This is a genomic window from Streptomyces albus subsp. albus (genome assembly GCF_000725885.1).
In the GTDB taxonomy this organism is placed as follows: domain Bacteria; phylum Actinomycetota; class Actinomycetes; order Streptomycetales; family Streptomycetaceae; genus Streptomyces; species Streptomyces albus.
Genome location: NZ_JODR01000013.1, coordinates 1 through 25,247 on the forward strand (window position 1 = coordinate 1; position 25,247 = coordinate 25,247).

The following is a 25,247-nucleotide window of genomic DNA, read 5'->3' on the forward strand; positions in this document are numbered from 1 at the left end:
AACTTCTTACGCCCCTGCGGAGCCCGGTCCGCTCGGATCTCGAAATCCATCGCACCCCTTGAGCTGGGGTGTTGCGACGACTACTAGAACCTAAGGTGGCCGTTGGGCCCCAGGGCCGTGGGGCCGCCGTGCGGGGCCGCCGTCATCCGCCGCCCCGCGCGGTGGTGCCGGGCCGGGGGCCGAGGTTGTGCAGGATCGTCTTGTGCAGGGCCGCGTGCAGCAGCGGTGCGGGGGTGAGGGAGGCGGCCGGGGTGCACGGTACGGCCCAGTGCGGGCCCGGCGGGTGCAGGCGGCTGCTGGGCGGTACGGTCACCCAGCTCGCGGTGGAGAGCACCTGCACGGCGGCGAACTCGTTGAACGACCAGTCGCGGGCGCTGCCCGGTTCGATGAGCCAGTAGAGCCTGCTGCCGTACGGGTCGCGGATGACGGCACCGGACGAGCCGCCGAGCCGGGACAGCACGTCCTCGCCCAGGTAGGCGGGCACCCGGACGGCGTCCCACCATTCCCCCGCGGGTAACAGCACGGCATCCAGGCCCTTCGGCAGCGGCCACCATACGGTCACGGCTTCTCCTGTGCTCTCGCGCGTCGTCGGCGTGTGAGGCGCTTTCTTCTCGACGCGCTCAGCGTGCCGACCGCACAAGCGGCAAAGTGTCACCGATGAGTGACACTTTGCTTGCTTTCTGTAGTCGTTCCGCCCAAGGCCGCCGCCTCACAGGCCGAGCCAGGCCGCCAGGCTGTCCAGGGTGTCGGGGGTGCGGCGGCGCTGGGCGACCAGTCCGTTGATGGTTTCGCGGGCGCCCGGGTGGTAGCGGGTCTGTTCGGGGGCCAGTTTCCGTGCCGTCATCACCGACTCCAGTGCGGCGTCGCACCGCCCGGTCTCCATCTCGGCGCGGGCCCGGTCCACGTAGAAGTGGGCGCGGCGGGACATCGGCCAGCCGTGCGGGAGGCGGACCTGGTGCGCCTTGTCGAGCGCGGCACCGTAGCGCCGCAGCTCCACCTGGGCCGACACCTCGTGGACGGCGACGTTGGCGGGGCCGAAGCTCAGCCAGTGGACGCGGCCGGCCTCGCCGGTGCGTTCGGCGACTGCGGCGGCCTCGTGCAGATGGGTGCGCACGGCGTCGGCGTCGTGGGCGCGGGCCGCGATGACGCCGGCGCCCAGGTGCAGTTGGCCGCGTACGGCGAGGGCGGCGCGGGCCTCCCGTTCGCCGCGGTCGGCGCGCTGGAGGGCCCGGTGGCCGGCGTCGATGAGGCGCAGCCCGATGGTGTGCTCGCCCTCGCGGAAGTAGGTGAGGGCGCGCATGTACTGGCGGACGGCGGCCAGTTGCGGGTCGGAGCCGCGTTCGGCGGCCCAGCCGAGCCGGTCGAGAGCGATGGTCGCCAGGTCGTAGAAGCCGAGTTTGGTGGCGATGTCGTGCGCCGTGCGGTAGGCGGAGCCGAGTGTCTGCCACAGCTGGGTGCTGGGCCTGCTGTGTGCGGCGGCGGTGACCTCCGCGATGAACGCGGGCAGCGCGTGCGCGGCCTTGCTCAGCTGGGTGGCGCGCACCATCCGGCACAGGTCGTCGGCCTGGACGGCGAGTTCGGCCGGGCTGCGGGGCGCCGCCGCCCCGGAGTCGTGGCCGGCGACGGGGCCGCCGGGAGGCCGCTGCCCCGCGGTGCGGCCGGCGGGGGGTGTGTATCCGTCGTCGAGGTCGTACAGGTCGAGCGCCTCGCGGATGGGGCGGATGAGCGCGGCGAGTTTGTCCTGCTGGAGCTCGGTGACGTACGGCTGGCCGGTCAGCACCGTCACATCGATCCGCAGGACTCTGGCGACCGCGGAGATCAGGTCGGGCGATGCGTTCTTGCGGCCTTCCTCGACCTGCCGTAACAGGCTGTAGGAGTAGGGGATCCTGGCGGCCAGCCCGCGCTGGGTCAGCCCGGCCAGTTTGCGTTGGTGGGCGATGCGGACGCCCGCGTGTTCTTCCTTCTGCCCGCGCATCCGCGACTCCGTTCCGCTCATCGGTGCCCCGGAACGGTACGCACGGCGCACCACGGCGCAGGCGCCCGGCGGTGAGGACCACCCGAACGTGTCGCGGGGAGTTGCGCGGGAAAGGGGTGGTGTGAGAAGTGCCGGTGAGGTGCCCCCGGAACGCGAACTCGGCGGTTCCCGTGGTGTGATGCGGCCATGTCCTCACGCGTCCTGTATCTGTTCGCCTGTGCGGCGCCTCCCGTTCTGCGCGTCGGCGAGGTCGTCGCCGACGCGCAGCGCGCGGGCTGGGACGTGTGCCTGGGGCTCACGCCGACCGCCGCGCGCTGGCTGGAGGACCGGCTTCCCGTGCTGGAGCGCCAGTGCGGGTACCCGGTGCGGTCCGCCTACAAGCTGCCGGGCCGGCCCGATGTGTGGCCGCCCGCCACGGTGGCCCTGGTGGCGCCCGCCACCTTCAACACCGTCAACCAGTGGGCGCTCGGTATCACGGACAAGTTCGTCGTCGGGTTCGCGGCCGAGGCGATCGGCAAGGGCATACCGCTGGTGACGATGCCGTGCGTGAACGCGGCCTACGCCCGCCACCCCCAGTTCGCCCGCTCCTTGGAGGTGCTGCGGCAGGCGGGGGTGCGGGTGCTGTACGGGGAGGGCGGTTTCGTCCCCAACCCGCCGGGCGAGGGCCGCCCCGGCGCGTTCCCCTGGGAGCTGGCGCTGGCCGCGGCGGACGAGGCCGCCCCGGCCCGCGGCGTGGCGGGGTGACACGGTGACGGGGCCGGGCGCGGGGAGACGGGCGGCGGGCTGACGCGGCGGCGGTCGCCCGGCCCAGGCCCACGGCCGCGGGCACCCCGACGGCGGTCGTACGACCAAGGGCCGAGCCGCCGGGCGAAATTCCGGGCCGGGGGCGGTTCGTTGTGCAGGGTGACGGTTGCAGCACGCAGCGCACCGGATTCCGCCGGGCGCGCCGCACCGATCCGAGCCCAGGGAGGCTGTCGTGCCCGTCCAGCTCAACCACACCATCGTGTACGCCGGTGACCAGCAGCGGTCCGCGGAGTTCTACGCCCGGCTGCTGGGACTGACGGTGCAGCCCCGCTTCGGCCCGTTCCTGCCGGTCACCACCGCCAACGGCGTCACCCTCGACTTCGCCGAGGCGGGCGAGGGGCCGGTCGCTCCGCAGCACTACGCGTTCCTCGTCACCGAGGAGGAGTTCGACGCGATCCTCGGCCGCATCGAGGAAGCGGGCCTGACCCACTACGCCGATCCCCACCTCCGGCGGGCCGGGGAGATCAACCACAACGACGGGGGCCGCGGGGTGTACTGGCAGGACCCGGACGGTCACGTCCTGGAGATCATCACCCGGCCCTACGGTTCGGCGGGGCGCACGGGCTGATCCCGTGCCGGGCGGACGCACGGGCACCCGCCGGGCCCCGGCACACCGTGCGGCGGTCCGGCGGGTGGCGTCAGTCCTGGCTGTCCTCGGCCCCGCGCTCGTCGGGGCAGGGGGTGCCGCGCGGCAGTTTGTAGGGGGCGGCGATGCGGTAGACGCCGGCGCGCGGCGCGTCCAGCACCGTCCAGGTGTCCAGCACCGGCTCGTCCTTGCCCTCCGGCGGCGGGCCGCCGAAGGTCGGTTCGGCCTCCCGCAGGCAGCCGTTGACGTTCTCGTCGTCGCGGTCCGGCGGCGCCACCCGGTCGCCGTCCGCGTCGACCAGCCCCAGCCACGGCGAGTACGGCACCCGCACCAGCACCCGGCCGCTCTTGCCGACCCGCACCGTGACGGACTCCGCGTCGGCGCGCTCGACCGTGGCGGAGGCGCCCACCAGCGGTACGGCGTCCTTGACGCGGAAGAGCCGCCAGCTGCTGTCGGACCAGATCTCCTCCAGATACGGCTGCCCCTGCCCCACCAGTCTGGCCTCCGCGACGCCACCGGCGATGTCGGGCGGGTCGGCGGGCAGGACGACGTAGTGGACCGCCCAACGGCGCAGCCACGCGTGGTAGCGCTCGGGGCTGAGGTCCTCCTCGTAGAAGAGGGGGTTGCGCTCCAGGTCGGCCTGCCGGTTCCAGCCGCGGGCCAGGTTCACGTACGGCGCCAGCGCCGAGGCCTCGCGGTGGCTGTTGACCGGCACCACCTCGACCCTCGCCCGGTCGGCGTGCACCTTCCGGAGCTGCTGCACCAGCGGTTTCAGCTCCCGGTTCCAGTCGGTGTCGGGGGTCGTGTGCAGGACGTCCCAGGTGGGCTTGGCGACCTGCCAGCCCATCGTCACCACCAGTGCCAGCACCATGGCCAGCCCCTTGCGGGACTTCCACGCGGCCGGGTTCCGGCCCACCACCAGGGGCGCCGCCGCCAGCAGCGCCACCGCGGCGAACAGCAGCCCGAGCCGTTCGACGTTGGAGCCGACCTGCGAGGGGATCGCCCAGGTCAGCACGATGCCCAGCGCGTAGATGGCGCCGCCCACCCGCACGGCCGTCCAGCTCCTGGGCACCAGCAGGGTCACCGCGACCGCGCCCAGCACCGGGAAGATCAGCGACACGAACGGCATCGGCTGCACCCCGGTGAACGGGAACAGCAGCGCCGAGCAGGCCACCACCAGCGGCGGCGGCACCGCGACGGCGAACATCGCGGCGGGCCGCCGGGCCAGCAGCAGCGAGGCCGCGACGACCTCCAGGAACAGTCCGGCGACCGGACTGGCCGCGGTCGCCAGCGCGGCCAGCAGTATGGCGAGCACCGCCCGCAGCCAGCGTGCCGTCCGGCTGGCCCGGCCGCCGCGCCAGCGCGCCGGCCACGTCCACACGACGGCGACCGCACCCAGCCCGAAGAAGATGCCCAGCGCGAAGGTGACCCGCCCCGAGGCGGCGTTGCACACCAGCGCGAACGCACCCCACAAGGACGGCACCAGCGGGTGGGGCACGGTCCGTGCGAGCAGCAGCGCCAGCAGTCCCGCCGAGAGCACCCCGGCCAGTATCAGCGTCGAGCGGACGCCGAGGACGGCCATCAGATAGGGCGAGATGACGCTGTAGGAGACGGGGTGCATCCCCCCGTACCAGGCGAGGTTGTACGCGGAGCCGGGGTGCTCCCCCGCGAACTCCGCCCAGGCGTCCTGCGCCGCCAGGTCGCCGCCGCCGCTGGCGAGGAACCACAGCCACAGCAGGTGCAGCACGGCTGCCGCGGCCGTTGCGGCGCCGACGACGAACAGCGGCCGGGACCGCGCCTCGCCGATCCGCCGCCACCACGGCACCGCCTCCGGCGACCGGGTCCCGGCCGCCGCGCCCGCACCCGGCAGCCCGGGCACCGGCTCCCCGGCGGCCTGGGCGATACCGGCGTCCTTGTCGGTTCCAGCAGTCCCCACGGCCGCACGGACGCCGCCGGCCTCACCGGCCTCGCGGGCCCTGCTCGTGGCATGGCCCCCGACGGCCTCCGTCACCCCGGCAGTACCGGCAGCCGCCGCCGCGGCACTGCCCTCGACAAGATCGGCCACCGCACCGCCCCCGGCGACACCCGCAGTCGCACGAGCCCCGGCAGCCCCCGCAGACGTTGCAGCCGCGGTGGCGCCCGCGGACATACCCGCCGCGGTGGCGCCCGAAGCCGTGGAGCGGTCCGCCGCGGGAGCGCCGGCGTCGGGCGGTCCGGCGGTGTCCGTGTCCCCGCGCGCCCCGTCGGCCTCCGTCGTCGTACGAGGCCCGGCGGTCCCGTCCGTGGCGGAGGCCGGGTCCGGTCGCAGGGGCTCACCGGCCGGCTGCCCGCCGGCACCGTCGATACCGGTGCCGGCGGGTGCCTTGTGCGTACCGGGGGTACGGGAGTTCTCCGCCCCGCCGTCCTCGCGGACAGGGGACGGCGGGGCGGCGTCCTCCGCAGGCGCCCGCTGGGGGCGCTGGCCGGGGACGGGTGTCCGAACGGCGTCCGCGGCGTCCTCCACGCCCGGACGTCCGGCTATGCCACCGGGGCCGGCGTCGGGGTCCGACTCCGGCGTCCGCGGTGGGTGCACGGTGGCCATCGCGTCTCTTCCCCCGTCCTCCCCGTACGGCTGTGCGGCTCAGATCCGCTTGACGTTACCGGACGCCGCCCGCGCCCTCGGCCGCCGCCCCACGCGCTCCCCGGATTTCCGCCACGGGGAGCGCGGGGCGCGCGGGCGGGTGCGGCCTGCCGGACCGGAACAGGGGACGCGGCCGGGCCCGGAAAGGTTCAGCCCACTCGCGTCAGCTTGTTCCCGAAGCCGGGCTCGGTCAGCTCGTCCTTGACGGCGACGGGGACGCGCACCTGGCCGGGCCCGTCGCCCGCGGTGAGGGTGCCCACCTTGGTGCCGGGGGCCGCCTCGTGCGGGACGGGCTTGCCGTTGCCGGTCAGGGCCAGCTTCACCTTCAGGCCGGACCAGCCCACGGCGGTCACGTCCTTGGTGGCCACCACGGGCGTGTGGCCGCCGAGCTGGTCGTCCACGTAGCCGACGACCTGGCCCTTCTTGACGACCGTCCGGGAGGTGAGGGAGTCCTGGGCGGAGTCGATCAGCTTCTTGCTGTTGGCCAGCACCGTGTCCAGGATGGACGGCTTGTACTGGCCCAGCATCGCGCCGACGATCAGCTGCCTGGTGCCGCCGATCTCTTTCTCGGCCGCGAACACCAGGTTGCCGCCCGCCTTGGTGGTGGTGCCGGTCTTGATGCCGACGACCCCGTCGAGCGGGACGAGCCGGTTCCAGTTGGGCTGGGTCTTGCCGTTGGCGTCCACGTAGTTCGGCTGCCGCACGACCTCGCGGAAGAGCGGGAACTCCATGACCTTCTTGGCCAGCTTCACCTGGTCCGCGGCGGTGCTGACGGTGGAGGCCGTCAGACCGCTGGGGTCGGTGTAGTGGGTGTTGGTCATGCCCAGGTCCTTGGCGGCGGCGTTCATCTTCGTCACGAACGCCTTCTCCGAGCCGGCGTCCCAGCGCCCCAGCAGCCGGGCCACGTTGTTCGCGGAGGCGATCATTATCGCGTTGAGCGCCTCGCGCTGCGAGATCCGCGTACCGGCCTTGACCTTGACCGTCGACTCGTTCTGAGCGCTGAGCCCGGCCTCCTTCTCGGCCTTCTTGTCGACGGGGATCATCGTGCCCTTGGTGCCCTTCTTGACCGGGTGGTCGCGCAGGACCACATAGGCCGTCATCACCTTGGCCACACTGGCGATCGGCACCGGCTTCTGCTCGCCGTAGGTGCCGAACGAGCCGAGCCCGTCCACCTCGATCACGGCCTGCCCCTCGGACGGCCAGGGCATCGAGGGCTTGGCGCCGTCGAAGGTGTAGGTGCTCCTGGCCGTCAGGGAGAGCGTCGGGTCCGGCAGCGGGCGCACCGACTGCACGACGACGAAGATCACCGCGAGCAGCAGCACCAGCGGCGTCCAGATCTTGACCCGCCGTACGACGGTGCGCATCGGCGTCTCGGGCGGCGGCGGGCTGTTGGTCAGCTGCGCCAGCAGGTCCAGCGGCTGCGGTTCCTGGCGGGCCGCCTCCGCCTCCGGGGTGCCCGGCATCGGCTGCTGGCGGGTGCGCTCCGCATCGGCCTCGGCCGCACCCTGTGTCTGCGCGCCGGGGCTGCCCGCGGGGCGCGGCGGGGCCGCGGCCCAGGGGTTGGCGGTGGGCGCCGGCGGGGCGTCAGGCCTGGCCGGCGCGGTGGGGGCGGCGGCCGTGGGCGGCAGCGTCCGCGCGGGGGTGCGCGGCTCGTCGGCCGAGCGGAGGGGGATGAACTGGCTGGTGCGCTCGGCGTCCGACTCGTCGGCGTCCGGCTTGCCCTTGCCGGTGTCCGTACCGGCCGGGGCGGCGGTGGCCGTCGCGGCGCGGGGGTCGGGGGTGGCTGAACCCTTTCTCCCGGAGGTTCCCGGCGCATCGTCCTTTTCGGACGTACCGGACTTCTCCGGCTGGCCCTTCGCCGTCTTCGCGGACTTGTCCCCGCCCTGCGGCGCGGCGGCCTTGCCCTTGCTCTCCTTCTTGTCCGCCTCGGCCGGCTTGCCCGCACCGTCCGCCGTGTCCGGCTTCTTCGGTGCGCGGCTGACGTCGGGCGCGCGGAAGACCGCCGTCGGCTGATCGACGGCGGGCTTCTTCCCGGCAGTGGCCGCCGCGGCACCCTCTCCGGAGGCCGTACCGCGCCCGCCGTCCGCGGGCTCACCCTTGCCGTTCTTGGGTGAACCGAAGAACGCCGAGGTCAGGCGCTCGGCCCGGTCGGCAGCAGCCTCCTCGCCGCCCTTCCCGGCGCCGCCTTCACCGCGCCGCACGATGCCGAACATCGCGGTCGCCGTGTCCGACGAGCCGTTCGATCCGGCGGCGTCGCCCGCCTGCCGGGGGGCGTCCTTCGCGCGGGACGCGTCCGCCGCGCCACTCCGGCCGGCTTCCTCCGCCGCGTCCGGGGCACCGGCGCCGCGGCCCTCGCCCCCGGCGGGCTTGCCCTCGCCGTCGGAGCCGCCCGTGCGGCCGTTGTCGCCCGCGACCCAGGCGGCGACGGCGGTCTTCAGCCGCGCGTCACCCTCGTCGGCCCCGTCGGCCTTGCCGCCCGTGCCGCTCTTGTCACCCGCGCTGCCGGCGCCGGTCTTGCCGGCCTCGTCGGAGTTGCCGGCCCGGCCGCCCTTGCCGCGCGCGTCGGGGCCGTCACCGCCTTTGCCGGTGCCGGTGCTCCTGCCGTGGCCGCCGGTGCCGCCGCTCTCGTGGGTCGCGCTCCCGTCGGCCTCCGCCGCCTCGTCGGCCCCCTCCGCTGCGTCGGGGCCGCCCGCTTCCTCCCCCGGGGGTGTCGGCGCGGGAATGCGGGAGGAGCCCTGGGGGTCGGCCGTGGAAGTGCCGCCCTTCTCCGGGGCCGCACCGCTCAACCGTTCGTTTTCGGCCGTCTCGCCGGGGCGCGCAACCGTGCCCCCGCTCCCCGTCGTCTCCCCCGACGACCTCTCCCGCTCCGACCTGTCGGGGGATTCGCCCGCCACCGATGCCTCCTGATGCTGCTGCTCGCCGCTCGCCATACCAGTTAACAGTGTCCCGTGCACCGAGGCCGCCACCGGCGTGACGGCACTCCTCCAGAGGGCGGCTCCAACGGCCTCCCACATCGGCAGACGAGAACGACATACCTACTGGTTCCCGCCCATAACGTCCAGGCACTCTCGACAGACCAATGTGAGAGGGGTCACCCTGTCATTCATCCACGCGGGGAGGCATGGATGGGCAGGAGCCGCAGAACAATTCCCGAGGAGCTTCTGCTGCTCGCTCTGGACCCGGCCACGGGTACCACGGCGCAGCCGCAGTCGCTTGACCTCGGCCTGGCCGGGGCGCAGCTAGTGGAGCTGGCTCTGGCGGGACGGATAGCCCCGGATGGGGATCGTATCGCCGTGGTGCTGCCACGGCCGACCGGAGATCCGACACTGGACTCCGCACTGGAACTGCTGCGCAGGCGCGGCAGCCCGGTGCGCGCCGTCCACTGGATCGGCGGGCCCCGGCTGGGGCTGCGCCAAACCTATCTCACACATCTGGAGCGGTGCGGCATGGTGCATGCCGTTTCCGGCCAGATGTGCGGGGTGCTGCCGACGACGCGCTACCAAGCCACGGACACGGCCATCAGCCGGGAGATCAGGGCCCGGCTCGACGCCGCGATCCGCACCGGGGTCCCGCCGGACCCCCGGACGGCGGCGCTCGCCGCGCTGGCCCACGCGGTCGGCCTCGGCAAGCACCTCTACCCCGGCAACGAGGGGCGGTCCTGCCGCTCCCGGCTGCGGGACCTGATCAGGCACGACCCGATGGGCGGCCTGGTGGCGCACGCGGTGATGGACGTGCAGAACGGCGTCGCGGCCCAGCCGCGGCGGGCCCCGGCGGGCGGCGCGGCTGCGGGCCGCTCCCCGGCCAGGGCGGCGTCCGCCCCCGCGGCACGGCGCGTGCCCCAACAGGCACGGCACCTGGCGGGCGGCATGGTCCGCGCGGGAGCACGCTGAGCCGCGGGCGCACCGAGGACCGGTACGGCACCCGGCCGTCCGACGCACCGGACGGCCGGTGGCCGGCCGCCGCCTCACGCGCGGCGGCGACGCGGCACCGGACGTGGCACCGGGTACGCCGGCGCCTTCGGGAACGTCTCTTCCCGGCGGGCACCACCGGCCCCGGTGCGGCGCCGTGATGCCGCCCTCGTTCGCGACGGCGCGACGCCGGGCACGCTGCGGCGCCGCGGTGCCGTGCACGGTCGCGGCGGCGGGCGTGCGGAAGCGGAAGCGGCGCCGGGCCGGCAGTGCGCGGCACCGAAGGCCGAATCCGCACCCCGCGCGTGCGTCTTTCGGCTAAGGCACCGCGATTTGTACTCGGTTACGCACTCTGTGTCGTCATTTCCCAGCGGGAGCGCCCCTTTTGATGGCAACCTGCTGGGAGTAGTCGTACTTACACGGAGGTGCGGTCCCGTGGCGTCGAACGTCAACCCCACAGTCCGGCGTCGCCGACTGGGCCAGGAGCTGCGCCGCCTGCGCGAGCAGCGCGGTATGACGGCCGAGGAGGTCGCGGACCGGCTTCTGGTGTCCCAGTCGAAGATCAGCAGACTGGAGAACGGCAGACGCAGCATCAGCCAGCGGGACGTGCGCGACCTGTGCGGGGTCTACGAGGTGGAGGACCGCCGGATAGTCGACTCCTTGATGCAGATGGCCAAGGAGTCGCGGCAGCAGGGCTGGTGGCACGCGTTCGGGGACATCCCCTACAGCGTCTACATCGGTCTGGAGACGGACGCCGCTTCGCTGCGCGTCTACGAACCGCAGGTCGTGCCGGGGCTGTTGCAGACGCAGGCGTACGCGGAGGCCGTTGTGGCCGGTGCGCTGCCGGAGGCCACGGCGGCGGACATCGAGCGCCGGGTGCAGGTGCGGATGCGGCGGCAGGACCGCATCAGGGACGAGCGCAATCCGCTGCGGCTGTGGGCGGTGCTGGACGAGTCGGTGCTGCGCCGTGAGGTCGGCGGCAAGCACACGATGGCCGAGCAGCTGGAATACCTCAACGAGATGTCGCAGCACCCGCATGTCACGCTCCAGGTGATGCCGTTCTCCATGGGCGCGCACCCGGGTGTGAACGGGCAGTACGCCATTCTGGAGTTCCCGGACGCCTCGGATTCCACCGTGATCTATCTCGAAGGCGTCACCAGCGACCTCTATCTGGAGAAGGCGAACGACGTCCAGAACTACAGCGTCATGTACGAGCACCTGCGGGCGCAGGCGCTGAACCCGGACCAGACGCGGGAGTTCATCGAGAACGTCGCCAAGGAGTACGCCCGGGGCTGAGCCCCGGACGCGGGAGCGCGGGCCCGCTCTTTTCCCGGCCGGAAATTGCCGCTGTGTCATGCCGCGTGCGGTGCCGGCCGTTCTGTGCCGTGCGCACGTCCTGTGCTGACATGCCCCTGGAAAAAGCCGGAGGCTACACCGCTCCGTACTCCCCGGGGAGGGCGCATTGGTACATGCCATCCGGTTGAGTGAACGTTTGCTTGCTGCGCACGAATCGCCGCGTAGTGTCGTTCGCACGTCAGGAACAACACGGATCAACCGGAGCGAACATGCCCATTCAGCAGGGAACGACGCACGCGTGGACGAAGTCGAGCTACTCGGGCGGTAACGGCGCCTGCGTCGAGGTGAAGTCCCCGGCGCCGGCCACGGTCGCCGTGCGCGACTCGAAGGAGCCGCAGGGCCCCGCCCTCAGCTTCCGTCCGGAGGCGTGGGGGGCGTTCGTGACGCGGGTGAACGACGGAGACTTCGGCCTCCCGGCCTGAGCCCGGGAGGCCGGCGGCCCCGTCCCGGCCCCGACGGCCCGCCCCCGTGGCGCGGGCCGTGGTGACGAGGGCCGCCGCGAGCAGTACCGAACCCCCTCGACCGGACCGCTCGTCCCGGCCGAGGGGAACCGGCGGTGAGGACCGTCCCGGCGCTCCTCACCGCAACCGGTCCACATAGGTGTCCGTGCCCGGGATCGTCGGGATGAACGGCGCCACCAGTTCCGTCCGGGCCGCACCGCCCCGGGCGACGGCCTCCTCCAGCCCCGTGAACCATGCCTCCCAGCACGCGCGCGGGTCCTTCTGGAGGAACCACAGCAGGGTGAGCCGGGTATCCACGCCCTCCACCTGCTTGACGTACGACATCCTGTCCCCCGGCAGCGGGGTGGGGCGGAAGACCGTGACCATGGCGGCGGGTGAGCCCGCCAGCCGGGCCGGGAGATGCGTGGTGCGCAGCCATTCCAGCACCGCGGTGCGCTCCTTCGGCCCCGCCGCGTCGATGACCTGGAGCACCAGGCCCCGGTAGGGGTGGTCGAGCGCGTGGTGGTCGCGCGGGCCGGCGGCGCCGTCGCGGTAGACGGTGGTCTCGTGGTCCTGGAAGCTGGTGAAGACGTGGGTGCGCTCGTGGTGGACGCGCCCGTCCTGGTTGAGCCGCCGGTTGATGGCGACGGTCCACTTCATGTGGTCCGCGTAGCGGCCCTCGGTCAGCCAGTAGGTGGACAGATAGCAGCCCGCCGTGACCGGCTGGGCGACGGCCGAGGCGGCGGGGTAGCGCAGCAGCTGGAGGTCGCGGGTGGCGACCCAGCGGCGGCCCGCGTAGATCCAGGGCATGGCCATGGCGCCGGCGATGTAGTGGTCGTCCTCGTACCAGCGGTTGTAGGCGTACTCGTGGCCCGGGTGCGGCTCGACCATCGTGATCAGGGCGTGCCCGGGTCGTACGCCGTAGGGGCCGACGGCGGCCAGGCGGGCGTAGGTGTCGCCGCCCGTGGCGGCGGGCGGCTCGGTCGGTTCGTCCATCGCGGCTCTTCCTCCCCCTTCGCTCCTCCCCTACGGTGTAACTGACTGAGCGTCAGAAATCGATGGCCGTGCGGGAGGGGATCGGGCGTGCTGCTCGCCAACAGGACCGTGGTGGTCTCCGGGGTCGGTGCCGGGCTCGGCCGCGAGGTGGCGGCCGTCTGTGTGCGGGAGGGCGCCCGCGTCGTGCTCGGCGCCCGTACCCGCGAGAATCTCGCCGCCTGCGCCGCCGCCGTCGATCCGGACGGCACCCGCAGCGCCTACCGGGTCACCGACATCGGCGACGAGGAGCAGTGCGCGCGTCTGGCCGAGCTGGCCGTGGAACGGTTCGGCGGTCTGGACGCCGTCGTGCACGTCGCCGCCCTCGACACCGTCATGGGCGGTCTGGAGGACGCCGACTTCGCCGAGTGGCAGCGCGTCCTGGACGTCAATCTGCTGGGCACCTTGCGGATGACCCGCGCCTGTCTGCCCGCGCTGCGTGAGGCCGGGGCGCGCGGTGACGGCTCCGTCGTCATGATCGGCACCCAGTCGTCGGTCGCCGCCCCCACCGAGGTGCGGCAGGCCGCGTACGCCGCGTCCAAGGGCGCGCTGGTGTCCGCCATGTACTCCCTCGCCCGGGAGCTGGGCCCCTACGGGGTGCGCGTCAACACCGTGCAGCCCGGCTGGATGTGGGGACCCATGGTCGAGGGCTACGTGGCGTGGGCGGCCGAGAGCGAGCAGGTGCCCCACCAGGCGGTGCGGCAGCGGCTGGACGCGCGGATGGCGCTGCCGCGCATGGCGGAGGACGGCGACGTGGCCGAGACCGTGGCGTTCTTCGCCTCCGCGCGCTCCCGCGGCATCACCGGCCAGTGCCTGATGGTGAACGCCGGGGAGCTGATGCGCTGAAGTCGGCTCAGGCCCTCGGGTACCGCGCCAGCCAGGCCGGGGAGGCGGCGCCGGGGCCGTGCAGGGCGGGGCCCTGGGTCATCTCCAGGGCGAAGTCGTCGGCCAGCTCCAGGATGGTGGCGCGGCCCTCCAGCTCGGCGACCCAGCCGGCCGGCAGGGCCGTCTCCCCGTGCATGGCGCCCAGCAGATTGCCGCAGACCGAGCCCGTGGAGTCGCTGTCGCCGCCGTGGTTGACGGCCAGCAGCAGTCCGTGCCGTACGTCCTCGGCGACGAGCGCGCAGTACACGCCGATCGCCAGGGCCTCCTCGGCGGTCCAGCCCTCCCCCAGCACCGCGACGCGTTCCGGGGACGGCATGCCCTGCCGTACGGCGCCCAGCGCCCGCTTGAGTGCCTCGGTGGTCTCCTCGTGGCCGGGGCGGGTGGCCAGGTGGACGAGGGCGCGCTGGACGGCGGTGTCCAGGTCGTCGCCGCGGGCCAGGGCGTGCACGATCGCGGCGAACGCGCCCGCCGCCAGATACCCGGTGGGGTGGCCGTGCGTCTGGGCGGCGCACTCGACGGCGAGCTGGAAGACCAGGCCCGCCTCCCAGCCGACGAGCAGCCCGAACGGCGCGGACCGCATGACGGTGCCGCACCCCTTGGAGCCGGGGTTCTTCGGCTGGTCGAGGGTGCCCATCCGGGTGTCGGCCAGCCCGCTGAGGCAGGCGTTGCCCGGGGCCCGCCGCGCGTACAGCCACTCCTGGCGGGCGAGCCAGCCGTCGCCCTCCCGGCGTTCGTCGGGGCCCCAGTCGCGCTGGGTGGCCGCCCAGCGCAGATACGCGGCGTGCACATCGGTGGGCGGGTGCCAGGCGCCGGTGTCGCGGCGGACGTGGGCGCGGATGAGGCCGTCCACGGTGAACAGCGTCATCTGGGTGTCGTCGGTGACGGCGCCGCGGCGGCCGTACGCGGGCACGTAGTCGGTCACGCCCTGGGGGCCGTGCGCCTGGCGGATCCGGTCGAGGGAGTCGAACTCGACGCCCGCGCCGAGCGCGTCCCCGATGGCGCCGCCCAGCAGGCAGCCGCGCACTCTGCTGCGGAAGTCCTGCTGTTCGGCACGGCCCCAGATGGCCGTCGTCCCGCTGTCCGCCCCACCCGTACCCGTCACGGTCGTCCCCCTTTTCCCGGCGCCTCCTTCGGCTGTGGCCCCCGCACTCTAGTGGACGGGGGCCGGCCCGGGGCGGCTCAGTCCAGCACGGGCAGCAGCTGTGGCAGGTGGCCGTCGGAGGCGTGCGCCGCGCGCATCCGCTCCTCGGGCACCTCGCCGTAGCCGGTGGTGCGGGCACGGGCCGGCCGGCCCGCCGCCTCGGCGATGGCGACCAGGTCCCGGATGGAGCGGTACGAGCCGTACGAGGACCCGGCCATCCGGGAGATGGTCTCCTCCATGAGGGTGCCGCCCAGGTCGTTGGCGCCGGAGCGGAGCATCTCCGCGGCACCCTCGGTGCCCAGTTTGACCCAGCTCGTCTGGATGTTGGGGATCCAGGGGTGGAGCAGCAGACGGGCCATGGCGGTCACCGCGCGGTTGTCCCGCGTGGTGGGGCCGGGACGGGCGATACCGGCGAGGTAGACGGGCGCGTTGGTGTGGATGAACGGCAGGGTGACGAACTCGCTGAACCCGGCCAGCCCCTTCTCCAGCGCCGACCGCTGGATGCGCGCCAGCAGCCGCAGATGCCCCAGCCAGTGGCGGGGCTGGTCGACGTGCCCGTACATCATCGTGGACGTGGTGCCCAGCCCCACCTCGTGCGCGGCCTCGATGACCTCCACCCAGGTGGCCGCCGGCAGCTTGCCCTTGGTGAGGACCCAGCGGACCTCGTCGTCCAGGATCTCCGCCGCCGTGCCCGGGATGGAGTCGAGCCCGGCCTCCTTGGCGGCGGTCAGCCACTCGCGGACGGACATCCCGGTGCGGGTGGCGCCGTTGACGACCTCCATCGGTGAGAACGCGTGCACATGGATGCCGGGGACGCGTTCCTTGACGGCCCGCGCGATGTCGAAGTAGGCGGTGCCGGGCAGGTCGGGGTGGATGCCGCCTTGCATGCACACCTCGACGGCGCCCACGTCCCACGCCTGCTGCGCCCGGTCGGCGACCTGCTCCAGGGAGAGCGTGTAGGCGTCGGCGTCGGTGCGGCGCTGCGCGAAGGCGCAGAACCGGCAGCCGGTGTAGCAGACGTTGGTGAAGTTGATGTTGCGGGTGACGATGTAGGTCACGTCGTCGCCGACCGCGTCGCGCCGCACGTCGTCCGCGATACGGCACAGGGCGTCCAGCGCCGGGCCGTCGGCGTGCAGCAGGGCGAGGGCCTGCTCGTCGGTGAGCCGCCGCGGGTCGTCGGCGGCCTGCGCGAGGGCCTCGCGCACGTCCGCGTCCACGCGCTGCGGCGCCATACCGGGGGCGGCGCGCTCCCGCAGCTCCGCCCAGTCGCCGTACACCTCGTCGAAGTCGTCGCGGCGGTCGGCGGTGCGGCCCTCGGTGTCGATGGTGCGGTGCAGATCGGTGCGGCCGGAGGGGACGAACGCCTCGTCGGGCTCCTGCCAGGGCAGCCCCCGGGGGCGTACGTCCTCGCGTGCCAGGCCCGTGACGGGGTCGGCGAGCGCCCGCACGTGCGGCATGACGCGCGGGTCCAGCCACGGTTCGCCCCGGCGGACGAACTCGGGGTAGACGGCGAGGCGTTCGCGCAGCTGGAAACCGGCCGCGGCGGTGCGCTCGGACAGCTCGTCGAGCTGCGGCCAGGGGCGCTCGGGGTTGACATGGTCGGGCGTGACCGGTGAGACGCCGCCCCAGTCGTCGATACCGGCGGCGATGAGCCGGCCGTACTCGGCGTCCAGCAGGTTCGGCGGGGCCTGGAGGCAGCCGGAGGGGCCGAGGATGTGCCGGGCGACGGCGACGGTCGCCACCAGATCGTCCAGCTCGGCGTCGGGCATACCGCGCATCGCCGTGTCCGGCTTGGCGCGGAAGTTCTGGATGATCAGCTCCTGGATGCCGTGGTACGCGCGCTGCACGCGGCGCAGCGCGAACAGCGACTCCGCGCGCTCCTCGTACGTCTCCCCGATGCCGATGAGCAGGCCGCTGGTGAACGGCACGTTCGAGCGTCCGGCGTCCTCCAGCACCCGCAGCCGCACGGCCGGCTCCTTGTCCGGGGAGCCGTAGTGCGGGGCGCCCGGCTCGCTCCACAGCCGCTCGGCGGTGGTCTCCAGCATCATGCCCATGGACGCGGCCACGGGCTTGAGCCGCTGGAAGTCCGTCCAGGACAGCACCCCGGGGTTGAGGTGCGGCAACAGCCCCGTCTCCTCCAGGATGCGGACGGAGACGGCCCGCACATAGGCGAGGGTGTCGTCGTATCCCTCGGCGTCCAGCCACTCCCGCGCCTCGGGCCAGCGGTCCTCCGGCTTGTCCCCGAGAGTGATCAGCGCTTCCTTGCAGCCGAGCTCGGCGCCGCGGCGGGCGATGTCGAGGACCTCGTCCATCGACATGTACATCCCGTGCCCCGCGCGCCGCAGCTTGCCGGGCACGGTCGCGAAGGTGCAGTAGTGGCACTTGTCCCGGCACAGGCGGGTGAGGGGGATGAAGACACTCTTGGAGTACGTGATGACGCCGGGCCGCCCCGCCGCCGCCAGGCCCGCGTCCCTGACCCGGGCCGCCGAAGCGGTCAGATCCGCCAGGTCCTCGCCCCGCGCCTGGAGGAGGACGGCGGCTTCCGTCCGGTCCAGCGCCACCCCGTCCCGCGCCCGCTTGAGCGCCCGCCGCATCGCATTGGCCGTAGGGGGCGCCGACGCCTGTCCGTGTGAGGTCATCCCCCCACCGTAACCGGGGGCCTCGGCATCGGTGCAGGCGGCAAGCGTGCGGGCCGCTTTCCGGGCGGTCTCACAGATACCGCACGTAATCGTCCAGGGTGCGCAGGACCTCGTCCCGGGTGCCGGAGGGGAGTTGGAGGACGACCTCCTCGGCGCCCAGGCCCCGGTAGTGGGCCAGTTTCCCGGGCGAGGGCAGCACGAAGCCGGGGACGAGGGCGGGGGTGCCCTCCCGTCCGGCCGTGCGCCAGGCGGCGTGCAGCTGTGGCACCGTCTCGGTGAGGCCGCGCCCGCCGACGGGGAGCCAGCCGTCGGCGTACTCGGCGATGTGGGCGAAGAGGGTGGGGCCCGCGGCGCCGCCCAGCAGCAGACGGGGGCCGCCCTCGCGGACCGGCTTGGGGTGGGCGAGGGAGGCGCGTACGGAGCCGAACTCGCCCTCGTACGCGGTCGGCTCGGCCGCCCACAGGGCCCGCATCAGCGCGATGCGGTCGCGCACCAGATCGCGGCGGCGGTGCCAGTCGACGCCGTGGTCGGCGGCTTCCTCCACGTTCCAGCCGAAGCCCACGCCGAGGGTGAGCCGGCCGCCGCTCAGCCAGTCGAGGGTGGCGATCTGCTTGGCCAGCACGATGGGGTCGTGCTGGGCGACGAGCGTGATGCCGGTGCCCAGCGTGAGCCGTTCGGTGACGGTCGCCGCGGCGGCCAGGCCGACGAAGGGGTCGAGGGTGCGCCCGTAGGGGCGGGGCAGCGGGTCGCCCATGGGGGCGGGCGTCTGCCGGCTGACGGGGATGTGGGTGTGCTCGGGCAGGTAGAGCCCGTCGAAGCCCCGCTCCTCCAGGGCGCGGGCGAGCGGGGCGGGCCGGATGGTCTCGTCGGTCAGGATGAGGGTCGTCGAGATCCGCATCCTGTCACTGTGCCCGCCCGGCGGTGCGAACTCCACGGCTCCGCACGACCGGTTGACCCCGGCGGGACGGGCCCGCGTCCCCCCGGTGTCGCCCGGGGTACTTCTCGGCGCCGCCCGCAGGGCGTACAACGTGCCCATGGAGCCCATGGACGCACGGCGGACCACCGGCGAAGGGGAGCGGCAGGGGACGCGGATGGACCGGCGCGGCGCGCTCCGGTTCTCCGCCGCGGCGGGCGCGGCAGCGGCGGCTGCCCTCTCCGGCGCCGGCCCGGCGCGGGGCGAGGAGCACGCCGCGGACGGCCACGCGGGGCGGGAGGAGCGGCGCGTGCTGCGCGGCCATCTGCCCACCGGCGCCCCCGATTTCGTGTACCTGCCCGTCAAGGTGCCCGAAGGGGTGCGGGAGATCTCCGTCTCCTACCGCTACGACAAGCCGGAGGTGCCCGCGGGCACGCCCGGCAACGCCCTGGACATCGGCATCTTCGACGAGCGGGGCACCGCGCCGCCGGGCCGCGGCTTCCGCGGCTGGTCCGGCGGGTTCCGCGACTCCTTCACCCTCGGCGCGCAGCAGGCCACGCCCGGCTATCTGCCGGGCCCGGTGCGGGCCGGCACCTGGCACGTGGTGCTCGGCCCCTACACGGTGGCGCCCCAGGGCCTGGACTACGAGGTGACGGTGGTGCTGCGGTACGGCCCGGCCGGGCGCACCCCGCGGCCCGTCCATCCGCCCGAGCGGGCCAAGGGCCGGGGCCGGGACTGGTACCGGGGGGACTGCCATCTGCACACGGTGCACTCCGACGGTGCCCGTACTCCGCGCGAGGTGGCCGCCGCCGCACGGGCCGCCGGGCTGGACTTCCTGGCCACCACCGAGCACAACACGGTCTCGGGGCACGCGGCCTGGGAGGGACTGTGGGGTGACGACCTGCTGGTGCTGTGCGGCGAGGAGGTCACCACGCGCAACGGGCACTGGCTGGCGCTCGGCACGGACCCGGGCACGTTCATCGACTGGCGCTACCGGGCGCGCGACGACGCCTTCCCGCGCTTCGCCCGCGCCGTCCACCGCGCCGACGGCCTGGTCGTCCCGGCGCATCCGAGCTGCCCGTTCGTGGGCTGCCAGTGGAAGTTCGGGTACGCGCACGCCGACGCGGTGGAGGTGTGGAACGGCCCGTGGACGGCCGACGACGAACTGGCGCTGGCCGCCTGGGACAACATGCTCGTCAGCCGCGAGGAGTGGCTGCCCGCGATGGGCAACAGCGACGCCCACAAGGAGGGCCAGGACGTCGGCCTGCCGCAGACGGTGGTGCTGGCCGACGATCTGGCGCGGCGCCCACTGCTGGCGGCGATCCGCGCGGGCCGCTCGTATCTGGCCGAGTCGTCCCGCATCTCGCTGGAGCTGGCGGCGACGACCGGCACCGCGGGGCACGCCGGGATCGGCGGCACCCTGCGGGCGGCTCCGGACGCCGGGGTGACGGTCGCCCTCACGGTGCGGGGCGCCCCCGACGGTGCCACGCTGCACCTGGTCACGGACGAGGGCACCATGTGCACCGGTCCGGCGCCGTCGTTGACGTGGCGCACCACGCCGTCGCTGGCCACCTATGTGCGGGCCGAGGTGCGGCATCCGGCCCGGCCGGGTTCGGGGCTGCCGGGGGCGATGGCGGCCATGACGAACCCGGTCTGGCTGGGCGGGCCCGCCTGACGGCCACCGCCCGGCCGGTCCGCGGGCGCCGGCGGCGGCCCGCGGGGATCAGCGGGTGCTGACGGTCTCCGTGTCGCGGCCCGAGCGCAGGACCGTGCCCGGCACGGCGCCCGTCACCTGGTCGTCGCGTACCGTCTCGACGCCGTTGACCCACACGCCGACGATGCCGGTGGCCCGCGAGTCGAGGCGTGGGCTGTCGCCGGGCAGGTCGTGGACGAGGGTGGCCGGCCCTGCGTCGATGCGCTCGGGGTCGAAGAGGACGAGGTCGGCGTGCCAGCCCTGCCGGACCCTCCCCCGCTCGCGCAGGCCGAAGAGCCGGGCGGGTTCGTCGGTGAGCATCTGGACGGCGCGCTCCAGGCCGACCAGCTTGCGCCCGCGCAGACAGTCGCCGAGGAACCGGGTGGTGTAGGGCGCCCCGCACATGCGGTCGAGGTGGGCCCCGGCGTCGGAGCCGCCGAGCAGTACGTCGGGGTGTTCCCAGGTGCGGCGGCGCAGCTCCCAGCTGTCGGGGTCGTTGTCGGTGGGCATCGGCCACAGCACGGTGCGCAGTTCGTCGGCGGCGCAGATCTCCACCAGGCAGCCGAAGGGGTCCTGGCCGCGTTCGGCGGCGATGTCGGCGACGACCCGTCCGGTGAGGCCCTCGTTGGCGGCGGAGTAGGTGTCGCCGATGACGTAGCGGTCGAAGCGGGCCAGGCGGCGGAAGACCCCGGCTTCCTTGCTGTCGGCGCGGCGGAGCATCTCGGCGCGGACGGCGGGGTCGCGGAGCCTGGCGATGCGCTCGGGCACCGGCAGGGAGAGGATGTCGCCCCAGCCGGGGATGAGGTTGAGGGCGCAGAAGGTGCCCAGGGACATGTTCATGGGCGTGAGGATCGGCATGGTGAGGGCGACGACGCGCCCTCCGGCCTCGCGGGCGCGTTCACTGGCCGCCAGCTGGCGCGGGACGCGTTCGGGTACGGCCGCGTCGATGGTGAGCACGTTCCAGTTGAGCGGCCGGCCGGACTGTGCGGACATGGCCACGAACAGGTCGATCTCTTCGTCGGAGAACTGGTCGAGGCAGCCGGCGACGATGGCCTCGATCTGGGTGCCCTCGTGGTCGGCGACGGCGCGGGAGAGGGCCAGCAGTTCGTCCGGTGCGGCGTGCCGGGAGGCGACGGGCCGGCCGTCGCCGTCGGAGTGGCTGGAGGACTGGGTGGTGGACAGCCCCCAGGCGCCGGCGTCCATGGCCTCGTGGAGGAGCCGCAGCATCGCGGCGAGCTGTTCCTCGGTGGGCCGGCCGCCGATGGCGTCCTCGCCCATGACGTGCCGGCGCAGCGCGCAGTGGCCGACCATGAAGCCGGCGTTGACGGCGGTGCGGCCCTCCAGTGCGTCGAGGTAGTCGCCGAAGCTGTGCCAGGTCCAGGGGGCGCCCTCCTCCAGGGCGACCAGGGACATGCCCTCGACCCTGGCCATCATGCGCCGGGTGTAGTCGGCGTCCTGGGGGCGGTCGGGGTTGAGGGGTGCCAGGGTGAAGCCGCAGTTGCCGCCGGAGACGGTGGTGACGCCGTGGTTCATGGAGGGCGTCGCGTACGGGTCCCAGAACAGCTGGGCGTCGTAGTGGGTGTGCGGGTCGACGAATCCGGGGGCGAGGACGAGCCCGGTGGCGTCCTGGCTGCTGCGGGCTTCCTCGCGGACGGTGCCGGGGGCGGCGACGAGGGCGATACGGCCGTCGCGGATGCCCACGTCGGCCCGGTAGGAGGGTGCCCCGGTGCCGTCCACGACGGTGACGCCGGTGATGAGGTGGTCAAGCATGCGTGCGCGTTCCTCCCTGTACCGTCCGGGGTGGTCGGGTCGGGTTCAGCCGCGGGCCGCGTTGCGGAAGCGGGTGGTGCGGTGCACGGGGTCGGTGTCGATCTGCGGGATGACGTGCTCGCCGATCAGCTTGATCGTGTTCATGGTGTCCTCGTACGGGATGCCGATGGGCAGCCCGAAGGAGAGCTGGTCGGCGCCGGCCTGCTCCCAGCGCTTGCACTGGCGCAGCACCTCTTCGGGGTTGCCGCAGATCATCAGCTCCTCGGCGATGAGCAGTTCGACGACCTCTTCGGTGTACTCGGGGATCAGCTCGGGCCACTCGGGGATGCCCTCGGGCCGCGGGAAGGTGTCGTGGTACCGGAAGAGGAGCGACTGGAGGTAGTTGAGGCCGCCCTCGACGGCGATCCGTTTGGCCTTCTCGGTCGTCTCGGCGCAGATGGCGGTGGAGGTGACCATCACGTTGTCGTTGACGTAGCCGCCGATGGGTTCCGCGTCCCGTACGGCTCCCTTGTAGGACTCGAGGACCCACTCCATGTCGGAGACCTTCTGCACGCTGAAGCCGAGCACTCCCAGGCCCTTCTTGGCGGCCATCGCGTAGGAGGAGGGCGAGCCGGCCGCGTACCACATGGCCGGGTGCGAACCCCCGTACGGCTTGGGGAGGATCTTGCGCGGGGGCAGTGACCAGTGCTTCCCGCGGAACCCCTGGTACTCGTCCTGGAGCCACATCTTGGGGAACTCGGCGATGGTCTCCTCCCAGATCTCCTTGGTGTGGTTCATGTCGGTGACGCCCGGCAGGAACCCGAGGATCTCGTGGGAGCCGGCGCCGCGTCCGGAGCCGAACTCGAAGCGTCCGCCGGAGAGGTGGTCGAGCATGGCGACCTTCTCGGCGACCTTCACCGGGTGGTTGACCTGCGGCAGCGGGTTGAAGATCCCGGAGCCGAGGTGGATGCGTTCGGTGGCGTGCGCCAGGTAGCCGAGGAAGACGTCGTTGGCGGACAGGTGGCTGTACTCCTCCAGGAAGTGGTGCTCGGAGGCCCAGGCGTATTTGAAGCCGGACTTGTCCGCCTGGATGACGTACTCGGTCTCCTCTACCAGTGCCTTGTGCTCGGCCTCCGGATCGGCCTGGGCCCGCGAGGCGGGCACGTACCCCTGAACAAAGAGCCCGAATTCCACGGTGTCATCTCTCCCTCGGCCAGTATCTGACGAGCCGTCAGATAGCGATGCGTCCGACTGTGGCACCGCCCGCCGAGGGCGTCAATACGGCGGGGCACCCCCGCCCGAAGGGGAGAACGGACCCCCGCCGGGCACCCCGGCGGGGGTCCGGGCACCCGGGAACACGACGTGAGGGAAGCGTGAAGAGATGATCACCAAACGCGTCAGGGCTTGCGAAGTCTTCCTGACGGAGATCTCCGCGGCGCACCCTTCGCCCCTGTGACCGTTTCAGACGCGAAGGAGCAAACTCGTATTCGAGCAATCCCCCGTGAGGGTGAAATCGCGCAGCCCGGCGGGGCGCGCCTCAACCGCGTCTCACACCACGGAGACCCCGGCCAGCCAGCCGCCGTCCACCACGAACGGCTGCCCCGTGACGTACGAGGAATCGGCACAGCTGAGGAAGAGCACCAGCCGCGCCACCTCCTCCGGCCTGCCCATCCGGCCCTGCGGCACCAGCTTGGCGTAGAACGCGTCCATGGCGGCCGGATCCGCCCCCGCCGCGTCCCGCGCCCCCTCATCCCCCAGCGGCAGCCCCGCGTCGGCCGCCGCGGCCGGATTCGTCATCGGCGTGTCGATCGCGCCGGGGCACACGGCGTTGACCCGCACGCCCCGCCCCGCCAGCTCCAGCGCAGCCACCCGGGTCATCCCGACCACGGCCGCCTTGCTCGCCGCGTACGCGGTCAGGAACGTCATGCCCGTCAGCCCCGCGTACGAGGAGGTGTTGACGATGGTGCCGCCGCCCGCCCGCTCGATGTACGGGGCCAGCGTCTTCATCCCCAGGAAGCAGCCGGTCTGGTTGACGTCCACCACCTCGCGGAACTCCGCCACGGGGGTGTCGGCCAGCGCGTTGAAGCGGAGGATGCCCGCATTGTTGACCAGCCCGCCGACCTTGCCGAACCGCTCCACCGCCACCCGGGCCGCCGCCTGCCAGTCCGCCTCCTCGCGCACGTCGAGCCGCACACAGCACGCCACGTCCCCGCCCAGCCCGGCGGCGACCCGCTCCCCCTGCTCGACCAGCACGTCCCCCAGCACCACCTTGGCGCCCTCCGACACGAACAGGCGTGCCTCCTCGGCCCCCTGGCCGCGCGCCGCCCCGCTGATGACGAAGACCCGTCCGTCCAGCTTGCCCATGTCTGCCTCCTCGGTGGACGACGGCACCGCACCCGTGTGCGGCGCCGCACAGTGCGCGGCCCCGCGCGGTCAGGCACCCACCAGTGCGGGCGCCACCCGGGTGGCGAACAGCTCCATCTGCTCGGTCAGCTCGTCCACCGAACGGGAACGGAACCGCACCTGGAGCTGGCTGACCCCCATGGCCCGGTAGGCGCGCAGCGACTCGGCGAGCGCCTCCGGTTCGCCGCTCAGGGTGCGGCGGCCCACCTCCCACCGCGGCTCGCCCACGTACAGCGGCTCGGCGATGGCGCCGACGGTGAACGGCTCGCCCTCCAGTCCGGCCTCGGCCCGCAGCCGCCGGATGCGGTCGATCTTGGCCGGGAGGGCCACGCGGGCATCGCCCTGCGGGAGCCAGCCGTCGCCGCGCAGTGCGGCGCGGCGTACCGCCGCGGGAGAGGAGCCACCGATCCACAGCGGCGGGCGGGGCCGCTGGACGGGCCGGGGCCGCTGGCCCAGACCGGAGAAGGAGAAGCGTTCGCCCTCCCACACGGGGAACTCCTCCTCGCCCAGGGCCGCCTTCAGCGCGTCCACCGTCTCGTCGAGGAGGGCGCCGCGGGAGGTGAAGTCGACCCCCAGCGCGTCGAATTCCTCGCGCACGTGTCCGGCACCCACACCGAGGACGAGCCGTCCCCCGGACAGGTGGTCAACGGTGGCGTACTGCTTCGCGGTCGCCAGCGGGTGCCGCAGGCCGACGACGGCGACGTGGGCGAGGAGGGCGACCCGTCCGGTGACGGCCGCCAGATGGGAGAGGGTGGCCACCGGGTCGTACCACACGGTGCTCATGGCACCGGCCAGGCGCCGCGGGACGCCCACGTGGTCGCAGCAGGCGACGTAGGCGAAACCGTGCTGGTCGGCGGCGCGCGCCACCGCCAGCAGTTCCGCGGGGCCGGCCGCCGCCTCCCAGGGCTCGGCGTACAGAGTGCTCTGCGACTGGACCGGCAGCTGGATCCCGTAGGCGAGCTGTCCGGGGGGATAGGTCAGCACGGCTCCCATGCTCGTTCCTGACGTCTCGTCAGACAAGAGTGTCGCACGGAGGTCCGAAAAATAGCTGATGACCGGTCAACCCCCAGGCCGTGATGGGCAGCAGCGGATTTGCTTCCACT

General features: G+C 73.4%; 19 protein-coding genes. 7 read left to right on the forward strand and 12 right to left on the reverse strand.

The features are described from left to right. Positions 1 to 142: 142 nt before the first annotated feature. Complete coding sequence (locus IO40_RS0115510) at positions 143 to 562, reverse strand: hypothetical protein (RefSeq protein ID WP_016472544.1); 420 nt, start codon at positions 560 to 562, stop codon at positions 143 to 145. Positions 563 to 709: 147 nt separating this feature from the next. After that, entirely contained in the window at positions 710 to 1,975 is a 1,266-nt protein-coding gene (locus tag IO40_RS0115515) for a helix-turn-helix domain-containing protein (protein WP_016472543.1), read from the reverse strand. A 186-nt stretch (positions 1,976 to 2,161) separates the two neighbouring features. On the opposite strand from IO40_RS0115515, the gene IO40_RS0115520 reads away from it, so the two are divergent. Next, on the forward strand, positions 2,162 to 2,719 hold the full coding sequence (locus IO40_RS0115520) for a flavoprotein (RefSeq protein WP_016472542.1): 558 nt from the start codon (positions 2,162 to 2,164) through the stop codon (positions 2,717 to 2,719). Positions 2,720 to 2,951: 232 nt separating this feature from the next. After that, positions 2,952 to 3,347, forward strand: a complete 396-nt coding sequence (locus tag IO40_RS0115525) for a VOC family protein (protein ID WP_030406820.1) — start codon at positions 2,952 to 2,954, stop codon at positions 3,345 to 3,347. 70 nt (positions 3,348 to 3,417) lie between these two features. Here IO40_RS0115525 and IO40_RS0115530 read toward each other — a convergent pair whose 3' ends face one another. Further along, the gene (locus tag IO40_RS0115530; RefSeq protein ID WP_031175579.1) at positions 3,418 to 5,946 is read right to left on the reverse strand and encodes a hypothetical protein; all 2,529 of its coding nucleotides are present in this window, start codon (positions 5,944 to 5,946) and stop codon (positions 3,418 to 3,420) included. Between the two features lie 188 nt (positions 5,947 to 6,134). After that, positions 6,135 to 8,915, reverse strand: a complete 2,781-nt coding sequence (locus IO40_RS0115535) for a serine hydrolase (protein WP_234336548.1) — start codon at positions 8,913 to 8,915, stop codon at positions 6,135 to 6,137. 195 nt (positions 8,916 to 9,110) lie between these two features. On the opposite strand from IO40_RS0115535, the gene IO40_RS0115540 reads away from it, so the two are divergent. The 3 genes from IO40_RS0115540 to IO40_RS0115550 all read left to right on the forward strand — a co-directional run bounded on the left by IO40_RS0115540 (position 9,111) and on the right by IO40_RS0115550 (position 11,671). Continuing rightward, positions 9,111 to 9,875 (forward strand): GOLPH3/VPS74 family protein, encoded by a 765-nt coding sequence (locus IO40_RS0115540; protein ID WP_016472538.1) that lies wholly within the window; start codon positions 9,111 to 9,113, stop codon positions 9,873 to 9,875. 453 nt (positions 9,876 to 10,328) lie between these two features. Next, the gene (locus tag IO40_RS0115545; protein ID WP_016472537.1) at positions 10,329 to 11,189 is read left to right on the forward strand and encodes a helix-turn-helix domain-containing protein; all 861 of its coding nucleotides are present in this window, start codon (positions 10,329 to 10,331) and stop codon (positions 11,187 to 11,189) included. Between the two features lie 269 nt (positions 11,190 to 11,458). Beyond that, entirely contained in the window at positions 11,459 to 11,671 is a 213-nt protein-coding gene (locus IO40_RS0115550; RefSeq protein WP_016472536.1) for a DUF397 domain-containing protein, read from the forward strand. 156 nt (positions 11,672 to 11,827) lie between these two features. Here the strand turns inward: IO40_RS0115550 and IO40_RS0115555 are convergent, their stop codons facing one another. Continuing rightward, positions 11,828 to 12,685 (reverse strand): hypothetical protein, encoded by an 858-nt coding sequence (locus IO40_RS0115555; protein WP_031175581.1) that lies wholly within the window; start codon positions 12,683 to 12,685, stop codon positions 11,828 to 11,830. Positions 12,686 to 12,772: 87 nt separating this feature from the next. Here IO40_RS0115555 and IO40_RS0115560 point away from each other — a divergent pair, with 87 nt between their 5' ends. Beyond that, positions 12,773 to 13,567: an SDR family oxidoreductase gene (locus IO40_RS0115560; protein ID WP_016472534.1), complete on the forward strand. Its 795-nt coding sequence runs from the start codon at positions 12,773 to 12,775 to the stop codon at positions 13,565 to 13,567. A gap of 7 nt (positions 13,568 to 13,574) precedes the next feature. Here IO40_RS0115560 and IO40_RS0115565 read toward each other — a convergent pair whose 3' ends face one another. The 3 genes from IO40_RS0115565 to IO40_RS0115575 form a co-directional block, all read right to left on the reverse strand. Then, positions 13,575 to 14,708 carry an ADP-ribosylglycohydrolase family protein gene (locus IO40_RS0115565; protein ID WP_031175582.1) on the reverse strand — a complete coding sequence of 378 codons (1,134 nt, stop codon included), beginning with the start codon at positions 14,706 to 14,708 and terminating at the stop codon, positions 13,575 to 13,577. A 77-nt stretch (positions 14,709 to 14,785) separates the two neighbouring features. Continuing rightward, positions 14,786 to 17,386, reverse strand: a complete 2,601-nt coding sequence (locus IO40_RS0115570) for a bifunctional FO biosynthesis protein CofGH (protein ID WP_016472532.1) — start codon at positions 17,384 to 17,386, stop codon at positions 14,786 to 14,788. A 70-nt stretch (positions 17,387 to 17,456) separates the two neighbouring features. Beyond that, the gene (locus tag IO40_RS0115575; protein WP_030406813.1) at positions 17,457 to 18,284 is read right to left on the reverse strand and encodes a TIGR03619 family F420-dependent LLM class oxidoreductase; all 828 of its coding nucleotides are present in this window, start codon (positions 18,282 to 18,284) and stop codon (positions 17,457 to 17,459) included. Between the two features lie 193 nt (positions 18,285 to 18,477). Between IO40_RS0115575 and IO40_RS0115580 the strand changes: the two genes are divergently transcribed. After that, a complete protein-coding gene (locus tag IO40_RS0115580; protein WP_031026500.1) occupies positions 18,478 to 19,974 on the forward strand; it encodes a CehA/McbA family metallohydrolase in 1,497 nt (498 codons plus the stop codon). Between the two features lie 48 nt (positions 19,975 to 20,022). On the opposite strand, the gene IO40_RS0115585 is transcribed toward IO40_RS0115580, so the two are convergent. The 4 genes from IO40_RS0115585 to IO40_RS0115600 form a co-directional block, all read right to left on the reverse strand. Then, on the reverse strand, positions 20,023 to 21,762 hold the full coding sequence (locus IO40_RS0115585) for an N-acyl-D-amino-acid deacylase family protein (protein WP_031175583.1): 1,740 nt from the start codon (positions 21,760 to 21,762) through the stop codon (positions 20,023 to 20,025). A gap of 45 nt (positions 21,763 to 21,807) precedes the next feature. Beyond that, positions 21,808 to 22,935, reverse strand: coding sequence for an LLM class flavin-dependent oxidoreductase (locus tag IO40_RS0115590; RefSeq protein WP_031026504.1), 1,128 nt, complete (start codon positions 22,933 to 22,935; stop codon positions 21,808 to 21,810). A gap of 354 nt (positions 22,936 to 23,289) precedes the next feature. Next, entirely contained in the window at positions 23,290 to 24,105 is an 816-nt protein-coding gene (locus tag IO40_RS0115595) for an SDR family NAD(P)-dependent oxidoreductase (protein WP_031175584.1), read from the reverse strand. A gap of 69 nt (positions 24,106 to 24,174) precedes the next feature. Further along, on the reverse strand, positions 24,175 to 25,137 hold the full coding sequence (locus IO40_RS0115600; protein WP_016472526.1) for a TIGR03619 family F420-dependent LLM class oxidoreductase: 963 nt from the start codon (positions 25,135 to 25,137) through the stop codon (positions 24,175 to 24,177). Positions 25,138 to 25,247 lie beyond the last annotated feature (110 nt).

Excerpts from the sequence above, each read along its gene's own strand:
- IO40_RS0115585 (WP_031175583.1), bottom strand. The coding sequence starts at position 21,762 with ATGCTTGACCACCTCATCACCGGCGTCACCGTCGTGGACGGCACCGGG.
- IO40_RS0115550 (WP_016472536.1), top strand. The coding sequence starts at position 11,459 with ATGCCCATTCAGCAGGGAACGACGCACGCGTGGACGAAGTCGAGCTAC.
- IO40_RS0115540 (WP_016472538.1), top strand. The coding sequence starts at position 9,111 with ATGGGCAGGAGCCGCAGAACAATTCCCGAGGAGCTTCTGCTGCTCGCT.
- IO40_RS0115535 (WP_234336548.1), bottom strand. The coding sequence starts at position 8,915 with ATGGCGAGCGGCGAGCAGCAGCATCAGGAGGCATCGGTGGCGGGCGAA.
- IO40_RS0115570 (WP_016472532.1), bottom strand. The coding sequence starts at position 17,386 with ATGACCTCACACGGACAGGCGTCGGCGCCCCCTACGGCCAATGCGATG.
- IO40_RS0115520 (WP_016472542.1), top strand. The coding sequence starts at position 2,162 with ATGTCCTCACGCGTCCTGTATCTGTTCGCCTGTGCGGCGCCTCCCGTT.
- IO40_RS0115575 (WP_030406813.1), bottom strand. The coding sequence starts at position 18,284 with ATGCGGATCTCGACGACCCTCATCCTGACCGACGAGACCATCCGGCCC.
- IO40_RS0115515 (WP_016472543.1), bottom strand. The coding sequence starts at position 1,975 with ATGCGCGGGCAGAAGGAAGAACACGCGGGCGTCCGCATCGCCCACCAA.
- IO40_RS0115600 (WP_016472526.1), bottom strand. The coding sequence starts at position 25,137 with ATGGGAGCCGTGCTGACCTATCCCCCCGGACAGCTCGCCTACGGGATC.
- IO40_RS0115555 (WP_031175581.1), bottom strand. The coding sequence starts at position 12,685 with ATGGACGAACCGACCGAGCCGCCCGCCGCCACGGGCGGCGACACCTAC.
- IO40_RS0115580 (WP_031026500.1), top strand. The coding sequence starts at position 18,478 with ATGGACCGGCGCGGCGCGCTCCGGTTCTCCGCCGCGGCGGGCGCGGCA.
- IO40_RS0115595 (WP_031175584.1), bottom strand. The coding sequence starts at position 24,105 with ATGGGCAAGCTGGACGGACGGGTCTTCGTCATCAGCGGGGCGGCGCGC.
- IO40_RS0115530 (WP_031175579.1), bottom strand. The coding sequence starts at position 5,946 with ATGGCCACCGTGCACCCACCGCGGACGCCGGAGTCGGACCCCGACGCC.